Source organism: Campylobacter showae (genome assembly GCF_004803815.1).
Classification (GTDB): Bacteria; Campylobacterota; Campylobacteria; order Campylobacterales; family Campylobacteraceae; genus Campylobacter_A; species Campylobacter_A showae.
Genome location: NZ_CP012544.1, coordinates 1290687 through 1311482, shown reverse-complemented (window position 1 = coordinate 1311482; position 20796 = coordinate 1290687). Strand labels below are relative to the sequence as shown.

The following is a 20796-nucleotide window of genomic DNA, read 5'->3' as shown; positions in this document are numbered from 1 at the left end:
GATAAATTTGAGCAAGAGCCGGACGTAAAATTTGCTAATAAACAAAGAAAAAAGGAAAAACGATGGATAGCACGCAGCTTTTTTTGGCGCTAAAAAACGCGGGCGTAAAGGCTGACGCAGACGGCCCTCTTTGGTGGCCAAGTGCAGGCACCTTTGAGGTCGTGGTCGGCGCCGTTTTGATACAAAATACCAACTGGAAAAACGCCGATAAAGCGCTAAATAATCTAAAAAACGCAAATTTGATGAGCCTGGAAGGTATCGTAAAAACTCCCGCGGCCGAGCTTGCCTTACTCATAAAACCAAGCGGCTTTTACAACACCAAAGCAAAACGCCTAAAAACGCTTTGCGAGGCGATTTTTAAAAAATTCGGCGATTTTGAAAATTTCAAAGAAAACGTGAGCCGCGAGTGGTTGCTGGGCGTCAAAGGCATCGGCGCGGAGAGCTGCGACGCGGTGCTTTGCTACGCGTGCGGGCGCGAGGTGATGGTCGTAGATAGCTACGCTTTACGGATTTTGAGCTTTTTGGGATATGAGTTTGAAAACTACGAAGAGGCGCGCGAATGGCTAGAGGCCGTAAATAGCGAGCAAATTTGTAAAGCATACGGACGCGAGCTAGATATGAATGAAATTTACGCCAAATTTCACGGCAAGATAGTGGAGTTTTGCAAGGCGCACTTTAACGGAAAGAGGCTAGACGAAGCGGGTGAAGAGATACTAAAATCCATAAAATAGGAGTAAAGATGAAGATAAATTTTATAAATTTACAAGCTCAGTATCAAAAATACAAAAACGAAATCGACGAACAGATCAAAGAGGTGCTAGATAGCTCGGTCTATATCGGCGGCAAGGTCGGCGAGCTGGAGGAAAATCTGGCTAAATTTAGCGGCGCAAAGCATGCTATAGCTTGCAGTAGCGGCACGGACGCGCTGCTGTTAGCCTTTATGGCGCTTGATATAAAGCCCGGCGACGAGGTCATCACGACGCCTTTTACCTTTATCGCAACGGCCGAGATGATAGCGTTTTTGGGCGCAAAGCCCATGTTCGTCGATATCGACGAGAAGACGTATAACATCGATCCAAATTTGATCGAGGCAAAGATCACTCCAAGGACCAAGGCTATCGTGCCGGTGTCGCTTTTTGGGCAGGCGGCGGATATGACGGCGATAAATGCCATCGCGCAAAAGCGCGGCCTAACCGTCATCGAGGACGCCGCGCAAAGCTTTGGCGCGAGCCAAAACGGCGTAAAATCCTGCAACCTCTCGCGCATCGCTACGACCTCGTTTTTTCCGGCTAAGCCGCTTGGCTGCTATGGCGACGGCGGAGCGATATTTACGGACGACGACGCCCTAAACGAAAAAATACGCATCCTGCTAAACCACGGCCAGTCCGAGCGCTACATCCACAAATACGTCGGCATAAACGGCAGACTCGACGCCATCCAGGCGGGCATTTTAAACGTCAAGCTAAAGTACCTTGACGCGGAAATCACAAAACGCCAAGAGATCGCGGCGCGGTATTTTTGCGAGCTAAAGGGCGTCGTAGCGCCTTTTGTCGCGGAGGGTAACGTCTCGGCGTGGGCGCAGTACTGCATCCGCGTAAAAGATAGGGCAAAGATGCTAGAAATCTGCGCGCAAAAAGGCGTGCCGACGGGAGTTTATTACCCCGTGCCGCTGCATTTGCAAGAGGTGTTCAAAGGTCTTGGCTACAAGCTTGGGGATTTTGCCGTGAGCGAAGCGGTGGCGCAGGATATAATGGCGCTGCCGATGTCTGCGTTTGTGACCAAAGAGGAGCAAGACTACGTCATCGAGGTTATAAATAATGCTTAAATTTGCGCTCATAGGTCTTGGCGTCATGGGCAAAAACCACTACCGCGCGCTGCAAAACGTCGCTGGCGTGCAGATAGCAGCGCTTTGCGATCCGTTTTGCAAGGAGAATTTCGCGCAAAAAATTTATACTGAACTTGACGAGATGCTAGAGAACGAAAATTTAGACGCCGCCATCATCGCTACGCCAACCTCGCTACATAAAGAAGCGGCGCTAAAATGCATGCAAAAGGGGCTAAATTTACTCATCGAAAAGCCCGTTTGCGCAAATGCCGCGGACGCTCAAATTTTACTAGGGGAAGCGCAAAATAGAAATTTAAAAGTAGCCGTCGGGCACGTAGAGCGCTTTAACCCAGCGATCGCGGCGCTAAAAAAAGAGTTTGAAAACGAGGAAATTTACAGCGTGCAAATAACTAGAAACGCGCCATTTCCGCAGCGAATCACAGATGTTGGGATACTGGCCGATCTAGCCGTGCACGATATAGATCTGATTAGATTTTTAAGCGGCAAAGAGATAAAAATCGCGGATATAAAAAGCTCGCGCAAAATCCACGCTAAATTTGAAGACAACGCGGTTTTGTCGTTTGAGCTTGAGGGCGAGATAACGGCTCTCATCGCTACTAGCTGGCTAGCGCATAGACGCAAAAGAACGGTCGAGGTCGCGTGCAAAGGGGCGGTTTATGAGGCTGATTTACTAAATCAGAGTCTCGTTAAATTTAGCGAATTTGACGCAAGCGCGTACAAAATGCAAAATATATTCGTCAAAAGAACCGATCCGCTAACAAGCGAGCTAGAGGACTTCGTGCGTCTTTTAGGCGGCGAGCAAAGCGCGGGAGCTAGCATAGAAGACAGCCTAAAAACGCTAAAAATCATAGAGAATGCGAGCTAAATTTTAGGCTGAAATATAAAAGAAAATTTATTTTTTTATATTTTATTTATATTTATGGAAAAAGAAGTTATTATTACACGATTTTTTCAAAAGGAGTCTAAATGATATATGAAAACATCGTTCAAACCATCGGTCAAACCCCGATCGTAAGGATAAACAGCGTGCACGAAGAGGGCATGGCTGAAATTTACGCTAAGCTTGAGTTTTTTAACCCGGGTGGCTCGGTAAAAGATAGAATCGCCGCAAATATGATCCTAGGTATGCAAAAAGAGGGCATGCTAAAAAAAGGCGACGTCATCGTGGAGCCAACTAGCGGCAACACCGGCATAGGCGCGGCTATGGTCGGCGCAGCGCTGGGATACAAGGTCGTGCTAGTGATGCCTGAAACCATGAGTATAGAAAGACGCAAGCTACAAAAGGCGTACGGCGCTGAGCTAGTACTAACCGAGGGCGCAAAGGGTATGAAAGGCGCGATCGAAAAAGCGACCGAGCTCGTGCGAGAAAAAGGCTACGTGATGCTAAGCCAGTTTGAAAATAAATTTAACCCGCAGGCTCACGAGCTAACTACGGCAAAAGAGATCATGGATGATTTTAAAGAGCTTGACGCGTTTGTAGCCGGCGTAGGCACTGGCGGTACGCTAAGCGGTACGGCTAGAGCGCTAAAAGCAAACGGCTATAAGACTAAAATCGTAGCCGTCGAGCCAAACGACTCCGCCGTGATCTCTGGCGAAAAACCGGGTCCGCATAAGATCCAAGGCATAGGAGCGGGCTTTATCCCGGCTACGCTTGATACCGCCTATATCGACGAGATAGAGCGCGTGGATAACGATGAGGCCTTTGAGACGGCTAGAAAGCTGGCTAAAGAGGAAGGCATCCTGTTAGGTATCTCGGGCGGCGCGGCTCTGACGGCTGCAGTGAAGGTCGCAAAGAGGCTAGGTAAGGGCAAAAAGGTGCTTTTCATAGCTCCAGATAACGGCGAGAGATATCTCAGCACTCCGCTTTACGAGGCGTGATTTGGGACTGATAGCCGAACTAAACGAGCTGGTAGCGACCGTGCGAGAAAAGGACCCGTCGGTAGCCTCGTGCTGCTATGTGGCGATCCTCGTCAACACCCCAGGCATCCATGCCGTCTTTTTTCATAGATTCGCGCACTTTTTGCATGTTAAAAACTGGCGATTTACGGCGCGCTTCGTTTCGCAGATGTCGCGCTTTTTAACGGGCATCGAGATACATCCGGGCGCCAAGATCGGCAGGCGGCTTTTTATCGATCACGGCATGGGCGTGGTTATCGGCGAGACGGCCGAGGTGGGCGACGATGTGCTAATCTATCATCAAGTAACTCTGGGCGGCACGGGCAAAGAGTGCTGCAAGCGCCACCCGACCGTAAAAAACGGCGTCACGATAGCAGCCGGCGCAAAGGTGCTGGGAAATATCCTAATCGGCGAAAACGCCAAAATAGGCGCAAACTCGGTAGTGCTAAAAGACGTGCCCGATAACGCCACGGTTGTAGGCATCCCCGCTAGGATCGTGCGTATAAACGGCGAGCGAGTCGGCGAGTAGGTCAAATTTGCGCCGGCTCAAACTTTTTTATTTCATCAAATTTTAAAATTTAATAAACGGCGAGAGTTAAATTCAGCAAATTTAAAAGGCTAATTTTTTAGTTTTTGAGCAGTAGAATTTACGGCAAATTTGAGCTAAATTTACTCATCAAATATTGGGAGTTTAGGCTCTTTTACTTTTTGTGTTTTACTGCCGATGTTTAAATTTCGCGCAACATTCGCGGCGCTCAAATTTTTATTATCGTCAAATTTATCAGCCTGCACAGCGTCGTCAAATTTGACTGACTCGCCAGCTTCATTCGTCGTGGTCTTGAGTCGTTTCATCGTCTTGGCTGATTTGCTAAACTCTATCAGATCCTCAGTCGTTCTTACTTCGCTTGGGAGTTTTTGCAGTGAGTATTTAAAGATTTCAGCAGCCGCGATAGCGTCGCTTAGGGCTCTATGATGGGTATTGTCGATGCCTAAAATTTCTTTTAGTGTGCCTAAGCCGTATTTTGGCGAGGCTATGGTGCGGCGGGCTAGGTCTATGGTGCAGAGCTTACGGTTTAGTAGCTCGCCGTATCCTAGCGCTTCTAATGTCGCGCTGATAAATCCGTAGTCGAAACGAACGTTGTGTGCCACAAAAACGCTCTGGCCTAGAAAAACCTTAAACTGCTCCATGACGAAGGCTAGGCTAGGTGCGTTTTTTAGGTGCTCTGCTGTGATTCCCGTTAGCTCGCTGATATTTTCAGGAACGTATGGCGCGTACACGAAGGTTTCAAATTTGCCGATTATTTCGCCGTTTTGTAGCTTTAGCGCGCCGATTTCGATGATCTGGCCGCTATTTATACCGCCGCTAGTTTCTATATCCACGACGCAAAAAATTTGATCTTTTATCTCATTGCGCCGCGTTTTTAGCTCGATTTGGTTTTTTGCGGTGCGGGTTATGTCAAGCCCAAGTGCGCGCCACATCTGCACGTCGCGAACGTCGAAAAGCTCGGAGTATTCGTCCATTTGCTTGGTCGCGGCGACAAAGTCCGCGTAGGCTATGTTTCGTTTGGCGATGACGGCGAGTAGGGCTTCGAAATCTTGGTTCAAAACTCGAGCTTTAGCGAGCGGATAGAGTGCTCGTATGAATTTGACGAAAATATATAACTGCCCGCCACGACGATATCTACGCCCGCTTCGTCTAGCTGCGCGACGTTTAGTCCCGTCACGCCGCCGTCGACTTCGATCATACATTTGGCGTTTTTGCGCTCGATCATTTCGCGTAAGCTGAGGGCTTTTTCGAGCACCGAAGGGATAAATTTTTGCCCGCCGAATCCCGGATTTACGCTCATTAGCAGAACCATATCGACCTCGTTTACGATGTGTTCGATCGCCGATACCGGCGTGTGCGGGTTCAGTACTATCGCGGGTCCTACGCCGTGGCTACGGATGTGATCGATTAGGCGTAGCGGGTGCTTTTCCTCCTCGATGTGAAAGCTTAAAAATTTAGGCTTCAGAGGTAAAAAAAGATCGGCGAAAAAAGTGTTATTTTGCACCATTAGGTGTATATCTAGCGGCTTTGTAGCGGCTTTTGCGACGGCATTTACTACCACTGGTCCGATGGTTAAATTTGGCACGAAATGCCCGTCCATCACGTCAACATGCACTAGATCGGCTCCAGCCTCGCAGATGGCCTCGATCTCGGCTTTTAAATTTCCAAAATCAGCCGATAAAATACTCGGTGCTATATACATTTTATTGTCCTTTTATTTACTTAGAAAAAATATCGCGTCCATGCCGTCTATATCGAGTCGTACGAGGGCGCCTTTGTTTTTTTTGTCTTCCTCTTTGATCTCTTCAAAAACATGCGGCAAGGTGAAATTCGCCTCTATCTTTCGGCTCTTTAGCCATGCCTCGATGCGGTCTGAGATGACGCTAAGCAGGTCTGCATATGCTTCGGTTATGCTTGCTTCACCGCCTTCTTGGAGTAAAATTTTGCAGATACTACTAACGGCGTTTTTTTCGATGCAGAGGATAAATTTGGCGTTTATCTCGCCGTAAAACGCTACCGAGCCCATGCAAAATTTCTCCTCGTCGCAACTAAAATTTGTTATTTCGGTGCTATTACGAGAAATAGGTAAATTTGATAAAGAGGCTAGCGTGTCCATCACTACTTTTAAGATATCCGGTAAAAGATCTATTAATTCTTTTGTTATATTTTTAGGTTTTTCGTCTTCTATGCTACCGCCGCCTTCTATTGTCGCGTCGTCATTGAAAAAATCCTGGATCGTATCGTAAAGTAGTATCCCGCAGTCCTCTAAATCATGAAGTAGCGCTTTTGAGACGTTAGGCTTTTTTAGTCCGCACATAGCTATGGTTGCACCGCTATCGGCACACTCCATCGCAAGTTTAGCCAAAAAGGATACGCCGTGAATATTTATAAAACTTGATTTTTTCATATCAAAAACAAAAAATTTAAAGCCGATTTTTAGCGATTGCAGGAAACTTTTATAAGCGAATTTGTCTGCAAATTCCGAGTCTATAAAGCCGTTTATCTCGTAAACGACGACGTTTTCTTTAAGGGTAGTGGATAATTCTTTTTTGTTTGATTTGATGTCGGTCAGGCGGATGGCACATTCGAAATCTTTATGTAAACGGTTAAATTCATCCTCGTCTTTTGCGATAACCGGTTTGTATCCGCGCCCCGATAATGTTAGCGCAATCTGGCGTTTTTGCTCGGTATCGGCGTTAAAAACGATGATTTGTTTGTTTTCCGATTCAAACTTCCCCCAAAATAAAAGCGCAACGCTGAGCGTCTCAAAAAAAGATAAATTTAAAACGTCTTTAGACATTCTTTTTAGGGCTTTAAATTTTATCTCATTGTAGTCGCAAAAGCCTATGTCCGCATCGCTTTCCTTTGTTATTCTTGAGACGGATTCAAGGATTAGATTAAAGCCTACCTTATTAAAATAAACGGTATTTTTAAGCGATATTAGGATATGACGCGGAGCTTTTTGGCGTAGATATTTTATATTTGCGTCGCTGATTTCGTATTTATCGATATCGCCGTCTAAAAAGCCGGAAGGATAAAATATAGCTACGTCGTCTTTAAAATCTAATCTCATAAGATAAAAGAATTTCCTAAAAAAAATGATATTTTTTACGTAAATCGAGCCGGTAATTTTTTAAAATTTAACCGTGTTTAAATTTTGTTATTTTAGCTTTTTTATCCATAAATTCAGTTTAAAAACTAACGCGTTTGTAAAAGCGGCTTTAAGCTTTTATTTTGTTTATTTTGGATAAAATCAGCAGAAATTTTTATTTTTAAGGAAACAAATATGTCAAGAGTATGCGCAATAACAGGTAAAGGTCCGATGGTAGGCAACAACGTCAGCCACGCCAAAAACAGAACAAAAAGAAGGTTTTTACCAAACCTAAGAACCATCCGCGTTACGCTAGAGGACGGCACTACGAGAAAGATCAAAGTAGCTGCTTCTACGCTAAGAACAATGAGAAAACAGTCACGCTAAATTTACCGCAAATTTGAGGAGTTGTCTTTGTTTAGAAAGATTTTAAAATTCCTCAACTGGTCAAGTTCCGCCAAACCTCAAATTAGTCTTAATACCGAACTTTACGAACAACTTCGCCCGTTTCGCTTACCGCTCATCTTAGTCGTTTTGATGATGATGATCGGAGCGATGGGTTACGTCACGATCGATGGTTTTAGCCTGATAGACGCGATTTATCAGGCCGGTATGACTTTTACGACCGTCGGATTTACCGAGGTCGCTCCTATTTCTCCGGCCGGCCGGATTTTTACTATCACTTTTATTTTGCTAGGCTTTGCCGTTTTTACGTTTTCTACGGGTTTGATGCTCGAAGTTTTAAAAAAAGGCGCGCTCGTAGCGATCATAAAGGAAAGACGAATGCTATACAAGATCGCAAGACTAAAAAACCACTTTGTTATCTGCTATCACAACCAATACACAATGGAATTAAGCCGCGAATTTAGGGAAAATCATATTCCTTTCATCGTTATCGATCCGCGCGAGGATCTGCCGGAAATCGCGGAAAAATACAAGTATCCATACTATATCGTCTCTCAGCCGCACACGCAAACTGCGCTTTTAAAGACGCATTTTTCAAGCGCAAAAGGCATGATCACGCTAAGTTCAAACATCGCAGATAACATCGCCCTTATCGCCACCGTGAGGCTATATGAAAAAGAGATCGGGCGCAAAAAGCCTTATTTTATAATGACAAACTCCGACAACCAAGACGATACCGAGCGCCTAAAAAAGCTCGGCGCAAACAGCGTCGTGAGCCCATCAAAGCTCGTAGCTCAGCGCCTTAGCGCGATGAGCGTACGTCCGGATATGGAAAATTTGCTCGAACAGTTTTTGTATAAGCAAGACTCGCCGATCGACATAGAGGAGATATTGGTGCCTGATTATTCGTGGGTGCGCTTTAAACGCCTAAAAGAAACTAACCTGCGAAACATAACAAACGCCGATGTCGTTGGCATCAAAGACGTAAATAACAAATTTATTCCGATGCCAAAGGGCGATACGCTAATCGGCACTGGCACGAAGCTACTAGTTATCGGCACTGGCGAGTCGATACGCCTAACCAAACGCGTCATAAAAAGCAAGCATAAGCCAGAAGAGCTAAAGTACGTTTAAATTTGAGCTTTTTGTGTGACTTGTTCTGCTTAAATTTGTATCAAGCAATCACTTCAAATTTGACGCAAAATAATTCGTCGGCGCAATAAAATTTGATAAATTTAAGTTTGACGTAGGCTAGGTAAATTTTGCCAAATCACCCAGATACGGCGCCTTTTTAACCCGCTCTTAAAATAATATTCGCTAAAATTAAATTAAAATTTAATCTATCAAAGGAGCAAATATGTTTCATGAAGACAGAGAGCTTATAACTAAGCTAAAAGGCACGAATGCGAGATTTACGTCGCTTTTCGACAAACACAACGACTTAGACGAAAAGATCGCCGAGATGCAAAAAGGCAATGTCTATAACGATGCCGAAGTGGATGCTCTAAAACGCGAAAAACTCAGATTAAAAGACGAAATTTACGCCTTTTTAGCCGAATATAAAAAGGAAAATAATCTTTGACTTATCCGCGGCGGACGATTTGCGCCGCCGTTTTTACTTAAAATTTCATCTTTTTAATTAGTTAAAAATACTTCTAAAAACTTTGTCAAATTTTACTCAGAACCAAAATAAAAAATCACTGCAATAACATTAAATTTATTCGTCAAATTTAAAACGCGATCACATCGAAATTTTCTTTAAAACCCAAAAAACCGCCATTCCAACGCATAAAATAATAACCGCCCAAATATAATCCATCTTTTTTCCCTTGCCTATTTTTGCCGAAGTTTAATTTATTTGGCTCAAGATAAGTTAAGTGGATTTTTTCTTATCATCTTTAGTAAAATATGATAGAAGGTTTTTGTATCTTTACTGTTATTATATCTAAATTCGCATTCCTTTAGATGAAGCAAAAATTCTCTTTCTTTATCCCTTTAAATTTAGCTAGTCTATGTTTAGCGTATCCTCAGAAATTCTCAATGCCATTTATATGATTTTTACCGTTAGCGAATTCATTCTTAGAATTCTTTACTCTATAATGAGCTAAAGCTGCATAATCCACCAAACCGTCATAGGTCTTCCAACAATCAGAATAGATAGTAGAGCTATCAAGCTCGCTATATTGAGATAATATAGGGATCAACTCACTAGCAGAACAGTTTTTAACTATTTGGGTATAGACTTTACCGTCACGCTTTAGCATACCGAATACTGGAGTTTTATTTGCTGCGCCTCTACCTCTTTTCTCAAAGAGAGTGCAAGCACAAGACCTCTTACTCTTTTAGATCCAAAGTAACTTTCGTCTATTTCAAAGCGAAGCTTCTAGGCAGGCTTGGAAATCTCGCCGCTAAATTTGCTTATCTTTTCACACTCTTTAGCCATTAAAATTCTGATATTTTTTAGAATTTTATTAATGGAAATTCTAGAAATTCCGGTTAAATTTGCTATTTTAGTAGCCTCTATATCTTGTGCAAAATACTTTAAAATTTCTCTAAATTTCTTCTCTGAAATTCGGGAACGATAGATATACTTATTTTTCATTGACAAAATCATAGTTAAAAACTCCTTTGAAGGTTTTTAACTTATCTTGAGCTATTTATTTTTTGTTTATTATAACACAAACTTACGGCTTTTCGGAAAGACCGTGATTTAAGATAAAATTCGCTAAAATTTATGAAAGTTTAAAAAGGATGGAAAATGGATGAGAAAAAGAGCGTTTTTATCAACCGCGAGCTTAGCTGGCTACGCTTTAACTCGCGCGTTTTAGCCCAGTGCGAAAAGGCGTTACCGCCGCTTGAAAAGCTAAAATTTATCGCGATTTATATGACGAATTTGGACGAGTTTTACATGATCCGTATCGCGGGGCTTAAGCAGCTTTTTGCCGCCGGAGTCGCAGCTAGCGGTAGCGACGGCATGAGTCCGCTCGATCAGCTAAGAGAGATCAGAAAATACATCAAAGACGAGCTATCTATCGTAGAAAGGCACTACAAAGACGCGCTAAAAGAACTCGCGCAAAACGGGCTTTTTATGAAAAATTACGACGAAATCTCGCCCGAACTTCGCGCCAAATGCGACGAGTATTTTTTCTCAAATATCCTGCCCGTCATCGTGCCTATCGCGGTTGACGCCACGCACCCGTATCCTCATCTAAACAACCTTAGCTTTAGCCTAGCCGTCAAGCTTGCCGACGCGGATAGTCCTGAGATCATAAAATTTGGCATGATACGCATCTCGCGCGTTTTGCCGAGATTTTTTCAGGCTAGCGACAACGTCTACGTGCCGATAGAAACGATCGTGCACCGCCACGCAGAGGAGATTTTTCCTGGTTACAAGCTGCTTAGTTCGGCGGCGTTTAGAGTTACGCGAAACGCCGACATCGTCATCGAGGAGGAAGAGGCGGATGATTTCATGATGATCCTCGAGCAAGGGCTCAAGCTACGCCGAAAAGGCGCGTTTGTCCGCATGCAGATACAAAAGGACGCCGACGCCGAGATAGTCGAGTTTCTAAACTCGCATATGAAGATTTTTTACAAAGACATCTATGAGTACACCGTACCGCTGACGCTAAATTCGCTCTGGCAGATCGTGGGAAATAAAGAATTCTCGCACCTTTGCCTGCCGCCGTACGCGCCAAAGACTCTGCCGCCTTTTAGCAGCCACCTCTCGATGTTTGACGTCATCGACAAAGAAGACGTGCTAGTCGTGCATCCCTACGAGAGCTTTGATCCCGTCGTGCAGTTTATCAGGGAGGCGAGCAAGGATCCGCGCGTGATCTCGATCCGCATGACGCTCTACCGCGTCGATAAAAACTCGCCTATCATCCAGGCCCTCATCGACGCCGCAAACGACGGCAAGCAAGTAACCGTGATGGTCGAGTTAAAGGCGAGGTTCGACGAGGAAAACAACCTACACTGGGCAAAGGCTCTAGAGGATGCCGGCGCGCACGTGATATACGGCATCACGGGCTTTAAGGTGCACGCAAAAGTAAGTCAAGTCATCCGTCAAGAGGGCGGCAAGCTCAAATTTTACATGCACCTTTCTACCGGCAACTACAACGGCGGTTCGGCGAAAATTTACACCGACGTGAGCTATTTTACGAGTAGGGCGGAGTTTGCGAGCGATACGACGACGTTTTTTCATATACTTTCGGGTTTTTCTAAAAACCGCCGCCTGCAGACGCTTTCTATGTCGCCGATGCAGATAAAAGAGCGCGTGCTAGAGATGATAAAGACCGAGACCGCGCACGGAGAGCAGGGCAGGATCGTGGCCAAGATGAACGCGCTAGTAGATAGCGATATCGTGGATGCGCTGGTAAAGGCCAGTAGTGCGGGCGTAAAGATCGATCTCATCGTACGTGGCATCTGCTGCGTGCGCCCGGGCGTGAAGGGCCTCAGCGAAAATATCCGCGTGAGATCGCTCATCGGCAAATACCTTGAGCACGCGAGGATATTTTATTTCAGGCACGCCGAGCCTCAAATTTACATCGCTTCCGCCGACTGGATGCCGCGAAATCTCGAGCGCCGCCTAGAGCTCATGACGCCGATAATCGATAAAAATTTGCAAGAGCGCTTGCTTGAGTTTTTGCGATTGCAGCTTAGCGATAACGAGCTGGCGTTTGAGCTGCAAAATAGCGGCGAATACGCCAAAGTAAGGCCGAAAGATGGCGACGCGCGCATAAACTCGCAAGAGGTGCTCGAGGAGTACGTGAGCGGGATATATAAGGCGACGAAAAAGGATACCGATAAGGGGAAGAGCGAGCAGATGGTGGCGAAACTGCTAAAAGAAAGTTGAGCGGCTCGTCTTTTTGCTCTATACTTCGTTACTTGTAAATTCGGCTCGGTCATTACCTATATGGTAACTCCCGTCGCCAAATTTAAAAGCACCTCGTCTAGAACAAAAATATTTCACCTTGTCGTTTTATATTCAAATTTGAAGTCAATTTGTAAATTTCGGCTTCAAATTTTACTTGCCCAGACCCGCATCTTGAAACTTCTAAATTCGGCGAGCAAATTTGTAAAAATATACGCGTGCGGCAAATTTTACTTCGCCGAGTTTTTGGTTACACGCATTTCGGTCAAAAAATTAAAAAACAAAATATAAGTGATAAAATGATTTCTTTCAACGCCTTTTTCTCTGGTTTTTCGCTCGGGCTCTCGCTGATTTTACCCATCGGAGCTCAAAATGCCTTCGTGCTAAAACAAGGCATCAAAAAACAGTATGTTTTTCTAGTTTGCGCTATCTGCGCGCTTAGCGACGCCACGCTGATTTTTGCGGGAGTGTCGGGGTTTGGCTACGTGGTTGAGCGCTATCCCATCATCAAAACCGCCGCGCTTTGGGGCGGATTTGTATTTTTGAGCATTTACGGAATTCGTAGCCTTTATAGCGCGTTTAGCGCCTCTCATGCGCTAACGGCAGGCGGCGAGGAGGCGCGCAGTACGGTAAAAACGGCGCTTCTTACGCTAGCTTTTACGTGGCTAAACCCGCACGTTTATCTTGACACGGTCGTACTTTTGGGCTCGGTTTCTACGAAATTTAGCGAGAGTGCGGGACTCTTTGGCACGGGCGCGATGTGCGCGTCGTTTGTGTTTTTCTTTTCGCTCGGATACGGAGCTAGATTTTTAGCGCCGTTGTTTCAAAAGCCCGTCGCATGGAAAATTTTGGAGTTTTTCGTCGGCGTAATGATGATAGCGCTTGGTGTGATGTTAGTTGTCGGCAAGTGAGGGCGCTCAAATTTGATGCGAAATTTAGCTTGCGCGTATTTTGCAAGTAAAATTTAATGCTTGCGGTAGTAAAATTTCGCAAAATTATGTTAACAGGAGAAGCGATGAAAAAGCTGATTATTTTTATGATTGTGCTGATATTTTGCGGGTGCAGCATAGCATCAAAAGGCGACGGAAGCTCAACTAGCGAAAATTTATATATAGCTAGAAAGGTTGCGATAGATGTTGCAGGCGGGCAGATTAAATTTAGCCAGGAGGCTCACGAAAAATTTTGGCGAAATTTAAACGCGTCAAAAATGCGTTTGCCGAGCAAATTTAACCCATATATCAACGCTGATAAGGATGCGCTGGACTGGATAAAGGTCGATTCCTATGCTATGATAAATTTGAATATAGAGTTTTTAAAATCTGTCCTTGAAACTTCAAGAAATGGGACGGTAACTAAGACCGATAAATTTAAGGCCTATGAGAAAAGCATTGAAAAACTAGCTCCGAGCGTGGCTACTTATGCGACTGAGCAGCAGTATAAATCAAAAATGATTATAAAGGATATAATTGCTAAATATGCCGACGAGCTAATAAATTGCGTAGGTGTAGATAAATTTAGTCTTTCTCAATATGCTATGCGGATTATTAAAATCAGCGATAACGGGATGACGGTGTATTTTGATTTTGAGGGCGTCAAATTCCGCGATCTAACTAGAGATGGCGTGGAGGCGATCTTGAAGGGCTTGGAATACAGAAAAGACAGTCTAGATAAGCTTTTCGACAAAGATTATCGTCAGTAACCGCTAAAATTTAGTAAAATAAAGGATTAAATTTACTTCATTGGCGACGTTCACGGCTGCTGTAAAACCCTTTGCCTATGATAGATTGTTTTTCATATGATGCCGATTCTAAAATTTGCTTTATGGGTGATCTGATAAACCGCGGAGATAGTAACATTCAAAAACGGCGGAGCCTAAACCCCGCCTCAAATTTAAGCACCTATGATTTTTGGTTTAGAAAACGCTCTGATAGGTCTTATCGCGCCTTTATATTTTTCGACTTGGACTAAATTCGTATGCGCGATGTTGCTTTGCGCTAGCTTGCTCGTGCCTTTGTCTTTTGTGAGCACGTTTACGCATCCGTGCTGGCACAGGCTCTTTTTGCCGTAGACTTCAGGGTCGTACCATGCGCCCTCACATACGATTACGACGTCGTCTTGGGTTATATCGCTCACTATCGCCCCGCATAAAATTTCGCCCCTGTCGTTAAACACCCTAACCACGTCTCCCGTTGCGATGCCGCGTTTTTTGGCCGCGCTTTGGCTGATAAATATCGGCTCTCTACCGTTTACTTCGGCGTACTTTCTAACTATGGAGTTATCCAGCTGAGAGTGCAGCCTAAAGCGAGAGTGCGGAGTATTTAGCGCGAGTGGATATTTCTTGGTTTTTTCTTTATCGCCGAGCCACTCGGTAGGCTCAAACCACGCCGGATGCCCTAGGCAGTCGTCGTATTTCATTTTTGCGATGACTGGCGAATAAATCTCGATCTTTCCCGACGGCGTTCCGAGTCTAAATTTGTTTGGATTTTCTCTAAAATTCGCAAATCTAGTATAGTATTTTTTCTCTTCGTCTTTTTTGTCGAATTTTACGTATCCTTTTTCCCAAAACTCATCGAACGTAGGCAAATTATCGTATCCGAGCGCTTTGGCTTGATCCATGGCGTCGGCGAAAATTTCTTTTATCCACTCCATCTCGGTCTTGCCCTCGTTAAATACCTCTTCCATGCCCCATCTCTTGCAAATTCCTTTGCAAATTTCAAAATCGCTCCTGCTCTCGCCCATAGGCTGGACGGCTTGTTTTATGGCAAATATATACTCGCCCGTAGCGTTTGACTGCTCTATATCGTTTCTCTCAGGCTCGATAGCTGCAGGCAGGACTATGTCGCTAAGCTTAGCCCCGCTAGTCCAATAAGGCTCTATGGTTATCACGGTATCAAGCTTTTTCCATGCTTGTACCGCGCGGTTTATATCCTGATGTCTCGTAAATATCGATCCGCTAGCGCTTACGGAAACTCTCATATGCGGGAGTTTATAAATTTCGCCGTTTCTTTGCATCTCTTGGCCCGGATTTAGGAGTGCGTCTATTATTCTGCTGTTTGGCATGACGTAGCCTTTGTTTTTTACCCAAGGGCTATTTTCTGTGGTATATTTTTCGCTAGGAACCGAGCTTAGGCCTTTTAGAGCCGGTGCGATAAAGCTATCCGTGCTGGTTTTATGCCCCTGATCGCAAGTCATAAAGCCGCAGCCCTCCTTGCCTATGTGTCCTAGCATCGAGGCTAGCGTGATGAGAGCCCAATATGACTGCTCTCCGTGATCTTGCCTTTGGATGGCAAAACCGCTTATTATCAAAGACTCGTTTTTAACTAGCGACGCGCAAAGTTCCTCTAGCTTTTTGACGCTTACGCCGCAAATTTTGCTAGCCCAGTCTAAATTTTTAACCACATTGTCGTTAGTGCCTAGGAAATAATCTTTAAATTTATTAAATCCAACGGTGTATTTGCCTATAAAGGCTTCGTCGTATAGTTTATTTTCGTATAGATAGTGGCACATGCCTATCATCATGGCCGTATCTGTCCCCGGCACCACTCCTATAAAGTCCGAGTTTAGATACCTGATCGTATCGTTTTTATAGGTGTCTACGGCGTAAATTTTCTTTTCGCCTTTTGCGTTCATATCTTTTAGCTTGGCATACACTTCGTAGCCCTCGTGAGTAGGAGCGCCTACGCCTATTTCATTGGTTACTACTGGATTGCTTCCCCAAAAAACTATCGTTTTAGCAGACTTTAGTACCGCTTCCCATTTCGTAGGAACTTCGTTTGGCTCGATAGTTCCGATAACGTGAGGCATGATAACGTGACCAGCACCATAGGAGTAGTTGCCGTCCTCTGAGACGAAGCCGCCTAGTATCGTTAGCATCCTTCTGGCCGTAGCTCTACCCCAGCTGACTTTACCGCTGCCGCCCCACCAGTAGCACTCTCCGTAGATACTCTCGGAGCCGTATTTTTCAAAATTTTCTTTTAGAGCTTTTGCTGCTAGATCAAGCGCCGTATCCCAGCTAACTCTTACAAATTCCTCCTCACCTCTAAGTTCGGGTTTATTTGGTCCTTTTTTCTCCAAATAACTCTTTCTAACGCAAGGATACAGTACTCTGCTCTCGTTTTGGACGCAGTCTGCGACGGCGTTGTTTAAAGTGCTCGGGAATTTATCCGCCTCAAAAGGATCTATGCTGGTTATCTGTCCGCTGACTACGTTTGCGTAAAACGGACCGAATCTATTTACGCAAAAAACCTTTTTCTGATCAAAAAGCGTTTGAGTGACGCCCTCTATTCTATTGGCTTGCAGGCTGACGCCGGCTAATGCGCTAAGCTTTAAGAAATTTCGTCTTTTCATTTTTTCTCCCTTGAAATGAAATTTGGTTATCTCGTCTTTGGTGTTGGGTTAAATGTACTCTCGACTAAGCCTACGACTAAATTTAAGGTCGTCGGCGCTATTTATTAAACCCCCTTGAAGTATGAAAATTAATTTTATAGTTATATGATATTATAAGAGATAAAGAATAAAAACTGTATAAAAATATGATTTTAGGTAAAGATTATTTGGATTTAGGCGTATGCAGATGTGAAAGCGACTGTAATATTTATAAAAAACGGCTAAAATTTGAGCCAAATTTAAGATAGGCAATTAAAAATGTTAGATGATTATGGCGACCAAATTTACCTCATTGGCGACGTTCACGGCTGTTATAAAACCCTTTGCACCTTGATAGATCGCTTGCCGCGCGGTGCTGATTCTAAAATTTGCTTCGTGGGCGATCTGATAGACCGCGGCGAGGGGAGTTTTGAGGTCGTGCAGTTAGTGATGCAGCGCGGTTACGCGGCTGTGATGGGCAATCACGAATACCGCCTTTTGCAACACAAGGACGCATTTTTGCGTGGCGAAATGCCTAGCGATCCGCGCTGGTTTTTCCTCAACGGCGGCGCGCAGACTTTTGCATCCTACGCCAAAGCCAGCCGTACCCAGAAGCTCGCGCACATAGAGTTTTTATCAAATTTGCCGCTTTATTTGGAATTTGACGAGTTTAAAAACACGCAGGGCAGGCGGCTCGTGGTATCGCACTCGGCGGCCGGGCGGATGTGGCCGCTGCGTAACTCGGACGGCGATAGTGCGGCGGAGTTTAGGCGACACGTGCTTTGCGGTAGAGGCGATTTTAGCCAAAACGATGGCGTCTTTAACGTCTACGGCCATACGCCAATCGCTGAGCCTGATATCACGGAATTTGGCGCAAATATCGACACAGGCTGCGTCTATAAGCATAAATTTGGCCATCTTTGCGCGCTCGAGTTTCCGAGCATGCGAGTCTTTTTGCAGGAAAATATCGAAGAGGGCGGGTGATTTTAGTTAAATTTTGAGGCTAAATTTGACTAAAATTTAAAATTTACGCGCCGAGACCTATACCGCGAAAATGCTAAATTTGGGTTGATTAAATTTGACGCCATGCGTTAAAAACCCCCTTAGCAAAAAAGATTGTTTCAGGTCGTTTTGCTTCTTTGTTAAGGAGGAAGGGGCTTAAATGGCGAAGTCGCCCCCCCCCCCCTTTTTTTTTAATCCCCCTCTCCCCCCCCTACGACGCTTTTAATGTGGCGACACAGCTTTTCTGACGCAAAGCGTCGCAAATATGATTCAAATTTGACGTTTTAAAGATGCGGATCTCGGTGAGTAAAATTTGAAGCCAAATTTACAAATTTAGCCAAATTGGACCCCAAATTTGAACGCAAAACGATAAGGCGAAGCATTTTTCGTCAGATGAGGCAGCGGCGAGCGAGGCGAGGGAGCGGACTAGCCGTCCGTGACCGAAGCCGACTGAGCCGGTAACGAAGTATGGCGAAAAAAGACAAGCCGTTAAATTTAAAGCTTGCGTATCTTGGCGATCTCGTCGCGCAATGCCGCCGCCTTCTCAAACTCCAGCTGCTCCGCGGCTTCTAGCATCTGTTTTCTTAACTCTTTGATTATGCTCGCTCGCTCGCTGGCGGGCATTTTTTCCAGATTTGCGCCTTTTCTTAAGATCTCCGTGCCGTCCTCGACGTGCAGGCTCTCCTCGATATTTCGGCTGGCTGAGCGCGGCGTGATGCCGTGGGCGCGGTTGTACTCCTCTTGCATCTTGCGGCGTGCCAGCGTCGTATCCATCGCTTCTTGCATTGATTTGGTGATCTTTTTGGCAAACATCAGCACCCGGCCGTTTACGTTTCTAGCCGCACGCCCCATCGTTTGTATGAGGCTCGTCGTCGAGCGCAAAAAGCCCTCCTTGTCGGCGTCCATGATGGCAATGAGGCTAACCTCGGGCAGATCAAGCCCCTCTCGGAGCAAATTTATACCGATGAGCATATCAAACTCGCCGCTACGCAGTCCGCGGATGATCTCGTTTCGCTCGACGGCGTCGATATCTGAGTGCATGTATTTGACCTTGATGCCTAGCTCGGTGTAGTAGCGGCTAAGCTCCTCGGCCATCTTTTTGGTGAGCACGGTGACTAGCACGCGCTCGTTTCTCTCGATGGTTTTTTTAGCCTCGTCAAATAAAATCTCCACCTGATTTTCGCTGTCTTTTATCTCGATCAAGGGATCGAGCAGTCCCGTCGGACGTAAAATTTGCTCATAGACGTGGCCGCAGCTTAAATTTATCTCGTATTCATTTGGGGTTGCCGAGACGAAAAGAAATTTGGCGCGTTTGTTTATAAACTCGTCAAATTTGAGCGGACGGTTATCCAGTGCGGACGGCAGACGAAAGCCGTACTCCACCAGCACCTCTTTGCGGCTGCGGTCGCCTGCGTACATACCGCGAAACTGCGGCAGACTCACGTGACTCTCGTCCACGATGACTAGATAGTCCTTGCCGCCAAGCTCGAAGTAATCAAACATCGAGTATGGCGTCTCTCCGGGCTTTTGCCCGGTTAGGTGGCGCGCGTAGTTTTCGATACCCTTGCACATGCCTGTGCTGCTCATCATCTCTAGGTCAAATTCCACTCGCTGTTTTAGGCGCTGCGCCTCGACGAGCTTGCCTTGCTCGTTAAATTCTTTTAGCCGCTCTTCTAGCTCCTCTTCGATCTGTTTGATGGCGATTTTTAGGCGGTCTGCGCCCACGATAAACTGACTCGTGGCATAAAGCGTAAATTTACCCACGTCTTTTAGCTTTTTGTTTTCAAGCACGTCAAAGTGATACATCGCGTCTATCTCGTCGCCAAAAAACTCGATACGAAGAGCCTCGTCGCCCCAGTATGCGGGATAGACGTCCACGACGTCGCCGTTTACGCGAAAGTCGCCTCGGTCGAAGTAGTTATCGTTTCGCTTGTAGCCCATATCGACGAGCTTTTGCAGCAGCGCACGCTGATTGATATTTTCGCCAACGCCCAGATACGCGACCATGCCTTGGTATTCGCTAGGATTACCCAGGCCGTAGTTGGCCGACACCGACGCCACGCACACGACGTCGTCAAAGCTAAGTAAACTAGCCGTCGCAGAGAGGCGCAGGCGTTCGAGTTCTTCGTTTACGGAACTGTCCTTTTCGATGAAAAGGTCTTGACGCGGGATGTAGGCTTCGGGCTGATAGTAGTCGTAGTAGCTGATAAAGTACTCCACGTGATTTTTAGGAAAAAAGCCCTTAAATTCGCTATAAAGCTGCGCGGCGAGAGATTTGTTGTGCGTCATGATTAGCGTGGGCATATTTAGCTCTTTTATCACGTTTGCCATCGTAAAGGTCTTGCCCGAGCCCGTGACGCCTAGAAGCGTTTGATATTTGTTGCCAGATCTTACGGAGGCTACGATGTTAGCGACTGCGCGGGCCTGATCCTCGCTCGGGCTAAATTTGGACGAAATTTCAAAATTTTTCATTTTTTACCTTAAAAATCAGCTTTTTTTGTTACAATTACATAAAATTATACCAAAACTAAGGAAAAAGATGTTTGATAACGATAAAGTACTAAACACCCTAACCGACAAGGTAAACGACCTGCTGGCTAGATATAACGAAATCTGCGAAGAAAACGAGTCTCTACGCAACGAACTAATCAGCGTCAAAGCCCAAAACGAAGCAAAAACAAACCAAATCGCCCGCCTAGAAGAAGACCTAAGAACCAAAAATACCGAGAGCGACGACGTTATCCGCAAGATCGAAGCGGTACTGGGAAAATAAG

General features: G+C 45.3%; 18 protein-coding genes and 1 pseudogene. 13 read left to right on the top strand and 6 right to left on the bottom strand.

The features are described 5' to 3' along the window. The first annotated feature begins 62 nt into the window (after positions 1-62). From CSHOW_RS06435 to cysE, 5 genes are all read left to right on the top strand, one after another. Positions 63-731: a 3-methyladenine DNA glycosylase gene (locus tag CSHOW_RS06435; RefSeq protein WP_002946626.1), complete on the top strand. Its 669-nt coding sequence runs from the start codon at positions 63-65 to the stop codon at positions 729-731. 8 nt (positions 732-739) lie between these two features. After that, the gene (locus tag CSHOW_RS06430) at positions 740-1825 is read left to right on the top strand and encodes a DegT/DnrJ/EryC1/StrS family aminotransferase (RefSeq protein ID WP_002946629.1); all 1086 of its coding nucleotides are present in this window, start codon (positions 740-742) and stop codon (positions 1823-1825) included. After that, positions 1818-2711 (top strand): Gfo/Idh/MocA family protein, encoded by an 894-nt coding sequence (locus CSHOW_RS06425; RefSeq protein WP_002946631.1) that lies wholly within the window; start codon positions 1818-1820, stop codon positions 2709-2711. The genes CSHOW_RS06430 and CSHOW_RS06425 overlap by 8 nt, the downstream gene beginning before the upstream one ends. Before the next feature lie 101 nt (positions 2712-2812). Continuing rightward, a complete protein-coding gene (gene cysK / locus CSHOW_RS06420) occupies positions 2813-3724 on the top strand; it encodes a cysteine synthase A (protein ID WP_002946633.1) in 912 nt (303 codons plus the stop codon). Position 3725: 1 nt separating this feature from the next. Next, entirely contained in the window at positions 3726-4271 is a 546-nt protein-coding gene (gene cysE / locus CSHOW_RS06415) for a serine O-acetyltransferase (protein WP_002946635.1), read from the top strand. Between the two features lie 140 nt (positions 4272-4411). On the opposite strand, the gene CSHOW_RS06410 is transcribed toward cysE, so the two are convergent. From CSHOW_RS06410 to CSHOW_RS06400, 3 genes are read right to left on the bottom strand one after another with little or no spacing between them, the layout of a single operon-like run. Beyond that, the gene (locus CSHOW_RS06410) at positions 4412-5347 is read right to left on the bottom strand and encodes a 3'-5' exonuclease (protein ID WP_002946638.1); all 936 of its coding nucleotides are present in this window, start codon (positions 5345-5347) and stop codon (positions 4412-4414) included. After that, positions 5344-5991, bottom strand: a complete 648-nt coding sequence (gene rpe, locus CSHOW_RS06405) for a ribulose-phosphate 3-epimerase (protein WP_002946641.1) — start codon at positions 5989-5991, stop codon at positions 5344-5346. The genes CSHOW_RS06410 and rpe overlap by 4 nt, the downstream gene beginning before the upstream one ends. Before the next feature lie 12 nt (positions 5992-6003). Beyond that, positions 6004-7362, bottom strand: coding sequence for an STAS domain-containing protein (locus CSHOW_RS06400; RefSeq protein WP_002946643.1), 1359 nt, complete (start codon positions 7360-7362; stop codon positions 6004-6006). 213 nt (positions 7363-7575) lie between these two features. Between CSHOW_RS06400 and rpmB the strand changes: the two genes are divergently transcribed. The 3 genes from rpmB (at position 7576) to CSHOW_RS06385 (ending at position 9367) form a co-directional block, all read left to right on the top strand. Further along, positions 7576-7767, top strand: coding sequence for a 50S ribosomal protein L28 (rpmB, locus tag CSHOW_RS06395; RefSeq protein ID WP_002945979.1), 192 nt, complete (start codon positions 7576-7578; stop codon positions 7765-7767). Positions 7768-7794: 27 nt separating this feature from the next. Next, complete coding sequence (locus CSHOW_RS06390; RefSeq protein ID WP_002946648.1) at positions 7795-8919, top strand: potassium channel family protein; 1125 nt, start codon at positions 7795-7797, stop codon at positions 8917-8919. A gap of 223 nt (positions 8920-9142) precedes the next feature. After that, entirely contained in the window at positions 9143-9367 is a 225-nt protein-coding gene (locus tag CSHOW_RS06385; RefSeq protein WP_002946649.1) for a YdcH family protein, read from the top strand. A 281-nt stretch (positions 9368-9648) separates the two neighbouring features. Here CSHOW_RS06385 and CSHOW_RS06380 read toward each other — a convergent pair. Further along, positions 9649-10399: pseudogene (locus CSHOW_RS06380) on the bottom strand (IS1595 family transposase). A gap of 144 nt (positions 10400-10543) precedes the next feature. Here CSHOW_RS06380 and CSHOW_RS06375 point away from each other — a divergent pair. The 3 genes from CSHOW_RS06375 (at position 10544) to CSHOW_RS06365 (ending at position 14354) form a co-directional block, all read left to right on the top strand. Next, positions 10544-12637, top strand: a complete 2094-nt coding sequence (locus tag CSHOW_RS06375) for an RNA degradosome polyphosphate kinase (RefSeq protein ID WP_002946651.1) — start codon at positions 10544-10546, stop codon at positions 12635-12637. A 317-nt stretch (positions 12638-12954) separates the two neighbouring features. Further along, complete coding sequence (locus tag CSHOW_RS06370) at positions 12955-13566, top strand: LysE/ArgO family amino acid transporter (protein WP_002946655.1); 612 nt, start codon at positions 12955-12957, stop codon at positions 13564-13566. Positions 13567-13670: 104 nt separating this feature from the next. Next, on the top strand, positions 13671-14354 hold the full coding sequence (locus tag CSHOW_RS06365; RefSeq protein ID WP_100066919.1) for a hypothetical protein: 684 nt from the start codon (positions 13671-13673) through the stop codon (positions 14352-14354). A 191-nt stretch (positions 14355-14545) separates the two neighbouring features. Here CSHOW_RS06365 and CSHOW_RS06360 read toward each other — a convergent pair whose 3' ends face one another. Then, positions 14546-17002, bottom strand: a complete 2457-nt coding sequence (locus CSHOW_RS06360) for a molybdopterin-dependent oxidoreductase (RefSeq protein WP_002946657.1) — start codon at positions 17000-17002, stop codon at positions 14546-14548. A gap of 297 nt (positions 17003-17299) precedes the next feature. Here CSHOW_RS06360 and CSHOW_RS06355 point away from each other — a divergent pair, with 297 nt between their 5' ends. After that, positions 17300-18004: a metallophosphoesterase gene (locus tag CSHOW_RS06355; RefSeq protein ID WP_002946659.1), complete on the top strand. Its 705-nt coding sequence runs from the start codon at positions 17300-17302 to the stop codon at positions 18002-18004. A 513-nt stretch (positions 18005-18517) separates the two neighbouring features. Here CSHOW_RS06355 and uvrB read toward each other — a convergent pair. Then, on the bottom strand, positions 18518-20494 hold the full coding sequence (gene uvrB / locus CSHOW_RS06350) for an excinuclease ABC subunit UvrB (RefSeq protein ID WP_002946660.1): 1977 nt from the start codon (positions 20492-20494) through the stop codon (positions 18518-18520). A 67-nt stretch (positions 20495-20561) separates the two neighbouring features. On the opposite strand from uvrB, the gene CSHOW_RS06345 reads away from it, so the two are divergent. Further along, positions 20562-20795, top strand: a complete 234-nt coding sequence (locus CSHOW_RS06345; RefSeq protein WP_002946661.1) for a hypothetical protein — start codon at positions 20562-20564, stop codon at positions 20793-20795. Position 20796: the final 1 nt, after the last annotated feature.

Coding starts and splice junctions, on each gene's coding strand:
- CSHOW_RS06425 (WP_002946631.1), top strand. CDS start 1,818: ATGCTTAAATTTGCGCTCATAGGTCTTGGCGTCATGGGCAAAAACCAC.
- CSHOW_RS06430 (WP_002946629.1), top strand. CDS start 740: ATGAAGATAAATTTTATAAATTTACAAGCTCAGTATCAAAAATACAAA.
- CSHOW_RS06345 (WP_002946661.1), top strand. CDS start 20,562: ATGTTTGATAACGATAAAGTACTAAACACCCTAACCGACAAGGTAAAC.
- rpmB (WP_002945979.1), top strand. CDS start 7,576: ATGTCAAGAGTATGCGCAATAACAGGTAAAGGTCCGATGGTAGGCAAC.
- rpe (WP_002946641.1), bottom strand. CDS start 5,991: ATGTATATAGCACCGAGTATTTTATCGGCTGATTTTGGAAATTTAAAA.
- CSHOW_RS06355 (WP_002946659.1), top strand. CDS start 17,300: ATGTTAGATGATTATGGCGACCAAATTTACCTCATTGGCGACGTTCAC.
- CSHOW_RS06365 (WP_100066919.1), top strand. CDS start 13,671: ATGAAAAAGCTGATTATTTTTATGATTGTGCTGATATTTTGCGGGTGC.
- cysK (WP_002946633.1), top strand. CDS start 2,813: ATGATATATGAAAACATCGTTCAAACCATCGGTCAAACCCCGATCGTA.
- CSHOW_RS06400 (WP_002946643.1), bottom strand. CDS start 7,362: ATGAGATTAGATTTTAAAGACGACGTAGCTATATTTTATCCTTCCGGC.
- CSHOW_RS06360 (WP_002946657.1), bottom strand. CDS start 17,002: ATGAAAAGACGAAATTTCTTAAAGCTTAGCGCATTAGCCGGCGTCAGC.
- CSHOW_RS06370 (WP_002946655.1), top strand. CDS start 12,955: ATGATTTCTTTCAACGCCTTTTTCTCTGGTTTTTCGCTCGGGCTCTCG.
- CSHOW_RS06375 (WP_002946651.1), top strand. CDS start 10,544: ATGGATGAGAAAAAGAGCGTTTTTATCAACCGCGAGCTTAGCTGGCTA.
- CSHOW_RS06435 (WP_002946626.1), top strand. CDS start 63: ATGGATAGCACGCAGCTTTTTTTGGCGCTAAAAAACGCGGGCGTAAAG.
- CSHOW_RS06385 (WP_002946649.1), top strand. CDS start 9,143: ATGTTTCATGAAGACAGAGAGCTTATAACTAAGCTAAAAGGCACGAAT.
- uvrB (WP_002946660.1), bottom strand. CDS start 20,494: ATGAAAAATTTTGAAATTTCGTCCAAATTTAGCCCGAGCGAGGATCAG.